Raw genomic sequence first — 6,886 nt, forward strand, 5'->3', positions numbered from 1 at the left:
GGGAGATCGCCTCCTTCGGCGGCTTCCTGGGACGCAAGGGCGATGGTGAGCCGGGGGTCAAAAGCCTCTGGATCGGGCTGCGCAGACTCTTCGACTTCACTCTCGCTTTCCAGACCCTCCGAGATGTGGGTAATGCGTAGCTGAATTGGGGGAGGGTGGCGAGCCTAAGCGAGCCGGGTGGGGGCCCTCGGAGGCCTGCCCGGATTCAGGTGAACCAGCCACGCTCCGGACCCGTCAGGGCCGAGCCCTCGGGCGGCTGCCAGGTGGCGACCTCCTCGATGCGCAGCGCCAGCTCGAAGTCCTTTTCCGTGATCCCCCCCGCGTCGTGCGTGGTGAGCTTCACCGTCAGGCGCGGGTAGCTGAGGAGGAGGTCCGGGTGGTGCCAGGCGGCCTCGCCCAGGTAGCCGACGGCGTTGGCGAGGAGCAGGGTGCGGTGCCACGCGCCGGTCTCGAAGACGCGGACCAGGTGCCCGTCCTCGTAGCGCCAGCTGGGAAGCTGCGCGGCCAGGCGCTCGCGAACGTCGTGCTCGTCGTGCGGTGCGGACATGGCGTGTCTCGCGGGTTCGGGTGGCGGTCTCGCGCGGGTCAGGGGGCGCGCAGGGGGAAGTGCTCGACGGCCTCGTAGCGCGCCCCTCCCGGGCCCAGGTGGCTGCGGAAGAGGACCACTTCCTCCACCGGGATCCGCTCCCGGAAGGCGGGGACGCGCTCCACCACGCCGCGCACGTCCTGCGGGGGGCGGATGCGGCTCAGGGTCAGGTGCGGCGAGAAGGGGCGCGCCTCGGCGGGAAAGCCGGCCTGCCGCGCCGCTTCTTCCGCGGTCGCGGCGAGCGCGCGGAGCGGCGCCGCCCCCTCTTCCACCCCCAGCCACAGCACCGAGGCGCGCGCCGGGCGCGGAAAGGCGCCCAGCCCCCCGAAGCCCAGCGTGAACGCCGGGCCGGGGTCGGCCTCCCGCAGGGCGCGGACCACGCCGACGCGGCGCTCCGGGGCGGTGTCGCCCAGGAAGCGGAGCGTGAGGTGCCAGCTCCGCGGGGCCACGGCGCGGCCGGGGAGCGGGCGCCCCGCCAGGGATTCGCGCAGGTGCACCTCCAGCGCGCGCCGGGCGTCCTCCGGCAGGTCCACCGCCAGGAAGAGGCGCTCTCCCCCGCCCCGCCGCTCCTCGCTCGCCGCCATGCTCCCCCTCGCTCCCGGGCCGTCGTGGCCCGATCTCCTCGTGCTGGCCTGTCGCCCTCGCGAGCAGCCGGCGATGCACACCTTGCGCCTCGCCGGGCGGGCGCGGAGACTTCCAGCCGGGAAGGAGCCGGGGAAGGCCCGGCGGGGGTACGCACGAAACGGAGGGGCCCGATGGAGAAGGTGAACCTGGCGGAGAAGCTCGCGCTCTTTTCGGAGCACTGGAGCCCCAAGGTGGTCGCAGAGCTGAACGGGCAGCAGGTGAAGCTCGCAAAGCTCCTGGGCGAGTTCGACTGGCACCACCACGAGCACGAGGACGAGCTGTTCCTCGTGGTCAGGGGCCGGCTCACGATCCGCCTGCGCGACCGGGAGGTGGTGCTGGACGAGGGCGAGCTCCTCGTGGTCCCGGCCGGCGTGGAGCACCAGCCCGTGGCGGAGGAGGAGGCGCACGTCCTGCTCTTCGAGCCGGCGTCCACCCTCAACACCGGCAACCTCCGCAACGAGCGGACGCGCACCGAGCTGGAACGGCTCTGAAAGAACCTTTACGAGTTCCTTACGGGGCGCATACCCGCGCTCCCGCCGGCGGCGTAGCTTTCGGGGAGCGCGTGGGCCGTGACCCGCGCCCGGGTCAGCCTCCGGGGTGCCCCGTCATCGCCGGACGACGAAGGTCGAGATGCCCAAGCCGCCCCGGCCGCCGCGGACGCTCCGCCGCGGCCCCGGATCGCTGATCCTCCCCATCCTGCTCACCCTGCTGGTCCTGTCCACGGTGCTCGCGTACCAGGTGCAGGACACGGCCCGCTCGCACCAGCGCGCGCGGGAGCGGGCGCTCCGCGACTACGCCGCCTTCGCCACCTGGGAGCTGGTCCGGGGCACCGAGGACGCACTGGCGCGGCGGCTCACCCTGGCGGTTTCGGCCGGGTCGCCCTTCGCCATGGAGCCGCGCCTGCCCCGCCCCCGCGTCTCCGGCGGTCCGGGCCGGGCCGACGGTCCCGGGGGCGCCCTGCGATCCTACCCCGCCGCCGTGCGCGAGTCGCTGGGCTGGTGCGCCTGCCCGGAAGCCGTCCACCACTTCTTCCGGATGGACCTCCGCGGGGGCGAGCTGCAGCTCCTCTCCGGCCCCGCCTCCACGGCGTTCCGGGACTGGCTCGCGCGCGCACTGACCGCCCCCGCGCTGCCCCCGCCCGCCGGACGCCCGATGCCGCTGATCCAGCAGGAGATCCTCCTCACCCGCGGCGCGGCGGCGAACCGGTCCGTCGTCCGCGTGGAGGTGCCGCCCATCGCCACCGGGGTGGTGGAGGGGCGTCGGGTCTCGGTGGCGTACGCGGTGGAGCACGAGGACGGCCGCCCGGCGCGGGCGTACGGCTTCGCCTTCGACCCGGCGAAGCTCGCCGCTCCCGTGCTCCGCGGCGTGGTCGCGAGGATGCCGCTGCTCCCGCCTTCGCTCACCGGCGACGCGCCGAACGCGGCCGTGCTGTCGGTCGCTGCCCTCTCCGCCGCGGGGGACACCGTGTTCCGGACCCCGGGAGGGGCCGGGGGCTCGCCCGTGGTGGTGGACACGCTGGGGAACGGCTTCTCGGAGATCGTCACCCGGGTGGCGGTGCGCCCGGAGGTCGCGGGCCGGCTGGTGATCGGCGGGCTGCCGCGCTCGCGGCTCCCCCTCCTGCTCGGGGTGTTCGCCCTGACGCTGGGGCTCGTGGCGGTCGCGCTGGTGCAGCTCCGCCGGCAGCAGGAGCTGGTCCGGCTGCGGAGCGAGTTCGTCTCCGGCGTGTCGCACGAGCTGCGCACCCCGCTCGCGCAGATCCGCCTCTTCGCGGACCTCCTCGACTCCGACCGGCTGGGAGAGGCCCAGCGGCGGAAGTCGGTCCGCATCATCAACGAGGAGGCGCAGCGATTGACGTACCTGGTGGAGAACGTGCTGCGCTTCTCCCGGTCGGAGCGCCGGGCGGACCGGATCGCCCCCGTGCCGGTGGAGCTCGCCCCGCTGGTGCGGGAGATCGTGGACTCCTTCGCCCCGCTCGCCCGCGCCCGGGAGGTGGAGCTCCGGACGGAGCTCCAGGAGGGGATCTGCGCCCCGGCGGACCCGGACGCCCTGCGGCAGGTGCTGCTGAACCTGCTGGACAACGCGGCCAAGTACGGCCCACGCGGCGGACGGATCACGGTGGGGCTGGAGCGCGAGGGGAGCGTCGTGCGGCTCCGGGTGGACGACCAGGGCCCCGGGATCGCGCCCGGACACCGGGAGCGGGTGTGGGAGCCGTACCGCCGGCTGGAGCGCGACGTGGAGGCGGCCACGGGCGGGAGCGGCATCGGGCTGGCGGTGGTGCGCGAGCTGGTGGAGATGCACGGCGGGAGCGTGGCGGTGGAGGACGCGCCCGGGGGAGGCGCGCGCTTCGCGGTGTCGCTCCCGCACGCGGCCGAAGCGGGCGCGGGCACGGCGGCCGGCACGCCCCGCCGCGTACAGGAGGCGGCACCATGACCCGGATCCTGGTGGTGGAGGACAACGAGAACCTGGCCTTCGGGCTCTCCACCAGCCTGGAGCTGGAGGGGCACGAGGTCGTCGTCGCGGCCGATGGCCCGGAGGGCCTGCGCGCCGCGCGCGAGCACCGGCCGGACCTGCTCGTCCTGGACCTGATGCTCCCCGGGATGGACGGCTACCGCGTCCTCAAGACGCTCCGGGACGAGGGGGACGAGGTCCCCGTCCTGATCCTCACCGCGCGCGGCGAGGAGGCCGACAAGGTGCTCGGCTTCCGGCTGGGGGCCGACGACTACGTGACCAAGCCGTTCGGGCTGCTGGAGCTGCTCGCGCGGGTGCAGGCCCTGCTGCGGCGCGCGGGGCGCACCGCGGCGCAGACCCGTGCGCCCGCGCCGGAGGTGGAGCGCTTCGGAGAGGTGGAGGTGAGCCCGGCCTCCCGGTCCGTGCGGCGCAGGGGAGAGCCGGTCGCGCTCACCCCCAAGGAGTTCGACCTCCTCCTGGCGCTGGTCCGGCGCCAGGGCGCGGTCGCGTCGCGGCTGGAGCTGCTCCAGGAGGTGTGGGGTCACCGCGCCGCGGTGATGACGCGCACGGTGGACATGCACGTGGCCGAGCTGCGCCGCAAGCTGGAGGACGACCCCGGCGAGCCCCGCCACATCCTCACCGTGTGGAAGGCGGGCTACCGCCTGCAGCCGTGACGGGCGGAGCTCACGCCTCCCTTACAACTCGCATACGCCCCTCCTTACACATCGCGACGCCCCCGTAACCTTCGCCCGCGCCGCGGCGGCTATCCTGGAGCCATGCCGGCGCCCTCCGTGCGGGCCGGCTCGAACCCCAAGCCCCAGGCTGCAATGAACACGCTCGACCCGGCCCCATCCCGGGCCCGGCGCCGGCGCCTCGCCGCGGGACTGGCCGCCGCCCTCCTCCTGCTGGTGCACCCCGCCCCGGCGCCCGCGCAGGACATCCCCGACACCCCCGCCGGAAGGCAGGCGCAGGCGCTCCTCGCCATGCTCAAGGAGACCGACGAGGCGAGCATTCGCACCTTCCTGCAGGAGCGGATGGGCAGCCCCCTCCAGCGCGTCCCCGTGGAAACGCACGTGCAGCGGTTCCGGCAGATCCGGGAAGCGGCGGCCGGCGCACGGGTGGTGGGGATCGACATGCGCTCCCCCGAGCAGATCGCGGTGGTCCTGAAGCCGGCCGCGGGGGACCCGCTGCGGGTGACGCTGGAAGTGAATCCCCAGCCGCCGCACCGGATCGAGGGGTTCCGGGTCGGACCGGACGAGGAGCGCCCGGCGATCGTCTTCTCCTCGCTGGACGACCTGGACCGGCAGCTCCGCCGGCAAGCGGAGGAGGACCGGTTCTCCGGCGTGGTGCTGGTGAACCAGGCCGGCAGGCCGGTCTTCCACAAGGCGTACGGCATGGCGGATCGCGCCGCCGGCATCCCCAACCGCCCGGACACACGGTTCAACATCGGCTCGCTCGACAAGAACTTCACCGCCGTCGCCATCCTGCAGCTGGCCCAGGAGGGGCGCCTGGGGCTGGACGACCCCCTCGGCAAGCACCTCGAGGGCTTCCCCGCGGAGATCGCCGAGCGGGTCACCCTGCGGCAGCTGCTCCAGCACCGCTCCGGGATGGGCGACTACCTGAACCACCCGGCCTTCGTGGCCGACCGCTCGCGCTTCCAGGAGGTCGCGGGGTACGTGGCGCTCGCCCGCACCGTGCCGCTGGAGTTCGAGCCCGGCACGCGGAACCGGTACAGCAACCTGGGATACGCGGTGCTGGGAGGGGTGATCGAGGCGGTCACCGGGCGCCCGTACCACGACGTGGTGAAGGACCGGGTGTTCGCCCCCGCGGGGATGACGTCCACCAACTCCTACGGGCGGAGGGCCGGGCAGGAGAACACCGCCATCGGGTACACGCGGCGGAGCGGAGGCGACTCCCTGGCTTCCAACGAGGCCACCCGCCCGCCCCGGGGCTCCCCGGCGGGCGGCGGGTACTCCAACGCGGAGGACCTGGGCCGGTTCGTGCGCGCGCTGCTCGGCGAGCAGCTCCTGGACAGCGCCCACACCGGGCTGTTCCTGAACGGCTTCCGGCCTGAGGCCGCGGGCGCCCGCTCCCGGGGCGAGCTGGCGCTGGCGGGCGGCGCCCCCGGCATCAACGCCTCCTGGACGGTGAACCCCGAGACCCGCCAAGTGGTCGTGGTGCTCGCCAACCTCGATCCCCCGGTCGCGTCGGAGCTCGCCCCGGCGATCCTGCGCCAGGTGGGCGGCGCCTCCGGCGGCGGGGAGCGCGGCCCGGAGCCCGCGCCGCCCGCCACCCTCGGCGCCGACCTGCGGCGCCAGGTGCTCGACAGCCTGGCCGCGGTGGTGGAGCGCTACTACGTGACCCCGGACACGGCGCGGATGATCACGGCCCGGCTCCGGGAGCGGGCGCGAGCCGGCGCCTACGACCGGCTCGCCACCCCGCAGGAGCTGGCCGCGGCGCTCACCACCGACCTTCGCGCCGTGAACGGCGACAAGCACTTGGGCGTGAGTGCGGCCAGACAGGGCGGGCGGAGCGGCCCGGCGCGCCCGGCGTCCGGGGGGAGCCCGGACGGGATCGAGCGGGTGGAGCGGCTGGAGGGGAACGTCGGGTACCTCAAGCTCGGCATGGTCACGGAGTCGTTCGACGCGATGGCCGACGCCCTGCGGAAGCTGGACGGCACGGCGGCCATGATCCTGGACCTGCGCGGCGTCCCCGGCGGGAGCGGGCGCATGGCCAACTTCCTGATCAGCCACTTCGTCGCCCCCGGCGTCCACGCGCTCAACGTGTTCGATCCGGTGCAGGGCGACACGGTGCGCCGCACCACCCTGGCGCAGGTGCCGGGACCTCGCCGCACCGACGTCCCGCTGTACGTGCTGGTGGATGGCGGGTCCGCCTCCGCGGCGGAGGACGTGCCCTTCGTCCTGCAGAACCTGGGGCGCGCCACGATCGTGGGGGAGAAGACGGCGGGGGCAGGACGCCCCAACGGCATCTTCCCCATCGGCGCGGGGCTCGCGGCCTCCGTCTCCATCATGCGGACGTGGGACCCGCGCACCGGCCGGGAGTGGGAGCGCGTCGGCGTCCAGCCCGACCTGGCGGTGCCCTCGGCGGACGCACTGGAGGCGGCGCGGCGGGATGCGCTGCGGCGGACCGCCTCTCCCGCCCGGACGCGCCGCACCCGGTAGCGGCGGCCCCACGTGGACGCCGGCGGTCCCCGGGGGGGGGGGGGCG

7 protein-coding genes are annotated in these 6,886 nt (G+C 74.8%); 5 read left to right on the forward strand and 2 right to left on the reverse strand.

Going from position 1 to position 6,886, the window contains the following annotated elements:
* A partial coding sequence (locus VGR37_21590; GenBank protein HEV2150005.1) for an IS4 family transposase occupies positions 1-140 on the forward strand: 140 nt, incomplete at its 5' end.
* Positions 141-205: 65 nt separating this feature from the next.
* On the opposite strand, the gene VGR37_21595 is transcribed toward VGR37_21590, so the two are convergent.
* Both VGR37_21595 and thpR read right to left on the reverse strand, forming a co-directional pair.
* Positions 206-547, reverse strand: coding sequence for a 4a-hydroxytetrahydrobiopterin dehydratase (locus tag VGR37_21595; protein HEV2150006.1), 342 nt, complete (start codon positions 545-547; stop codon positions 206-208).
* Between the two features lie 38 nt (positions 548-585).
* Positions 586-1,170: an RNA 2',3'-cyclic phosphodiesterase gene (thpR, locus tag VGR37_21600; GenBank protein HEV2150007.1), complete on the reverse strand. Its 585-nt coding sequence runs from the start codon at positions 1,168-1,170 to the stop codon at positions 586-588.
* A gap of 171 nt (positions 1,171-1,341) precedes the next feature.
* Between thpR and VGR37_21605 the strand changes: the two genes are divergently transcribed.
* The 4 genes from VGR37_21605 (at position 1,342) to VGR37_21620 (ending at position 6,840) form a co-directional block, all read left to right on the forward strand.
* On the forward strand, positions 1,342-1,701 hold the full coding sequence (locus VGR37_21605; GenBank protein ID HEV2150008.1) for a cupin domain-containing protein: 360 nt from the start codon (positions 1,342-1,344) through the stop codon (positions 1,699-1,701).
* A 139-nt stretch (positions 1,702-1,840) separates the two neighbouring features.
* A complete protein-coding gene (locus VGR37_21610; protein HEV2150009.1) occupies positions 1,841-3,640 on the forward strand; it encodes a HAMP domain-containing sensor histidine kinase in 1,800 nt (599 codons plus the stop codon).
* Complete coding sequence (locus VGR37_21615) at positions 3,637-4,332, forward strand: response regulator transcription factor (protein HEV2150010.1); 696 nt, start codon at positions 3,637-3,639, stop codon at positions 4,330-4,332. Before VGR37_21610 ends, VGR37_21615 begins: the two co-directional genes overlap by 4 nt.
* 153 nt (positions 4,333-4,485) lie before the next feature.
* On the forward strand, positions 4,486-6,840 hold the full coding sequence (locus VGR37_21620) for a serine hydrolase (GenBank protein ID HEV2150011.1): 2,355 nt from the start codon (positions 4,486-4,488) through the stop codon (positions 6,838-6,840).
* Positions 6,841-6,886: the final 46 nt, after the last annotated feature.

It is taken from the genome of Longimicrobiaceae bacterium (genome assembly GCA_035936415.1).
Taxonomy (GTDB): domain Bacteria; phylum Gemmatimonadota; class Gemmatimonadetes; order Longimicrobiales; family Longimicrobiaceae; genus JAFAYN01.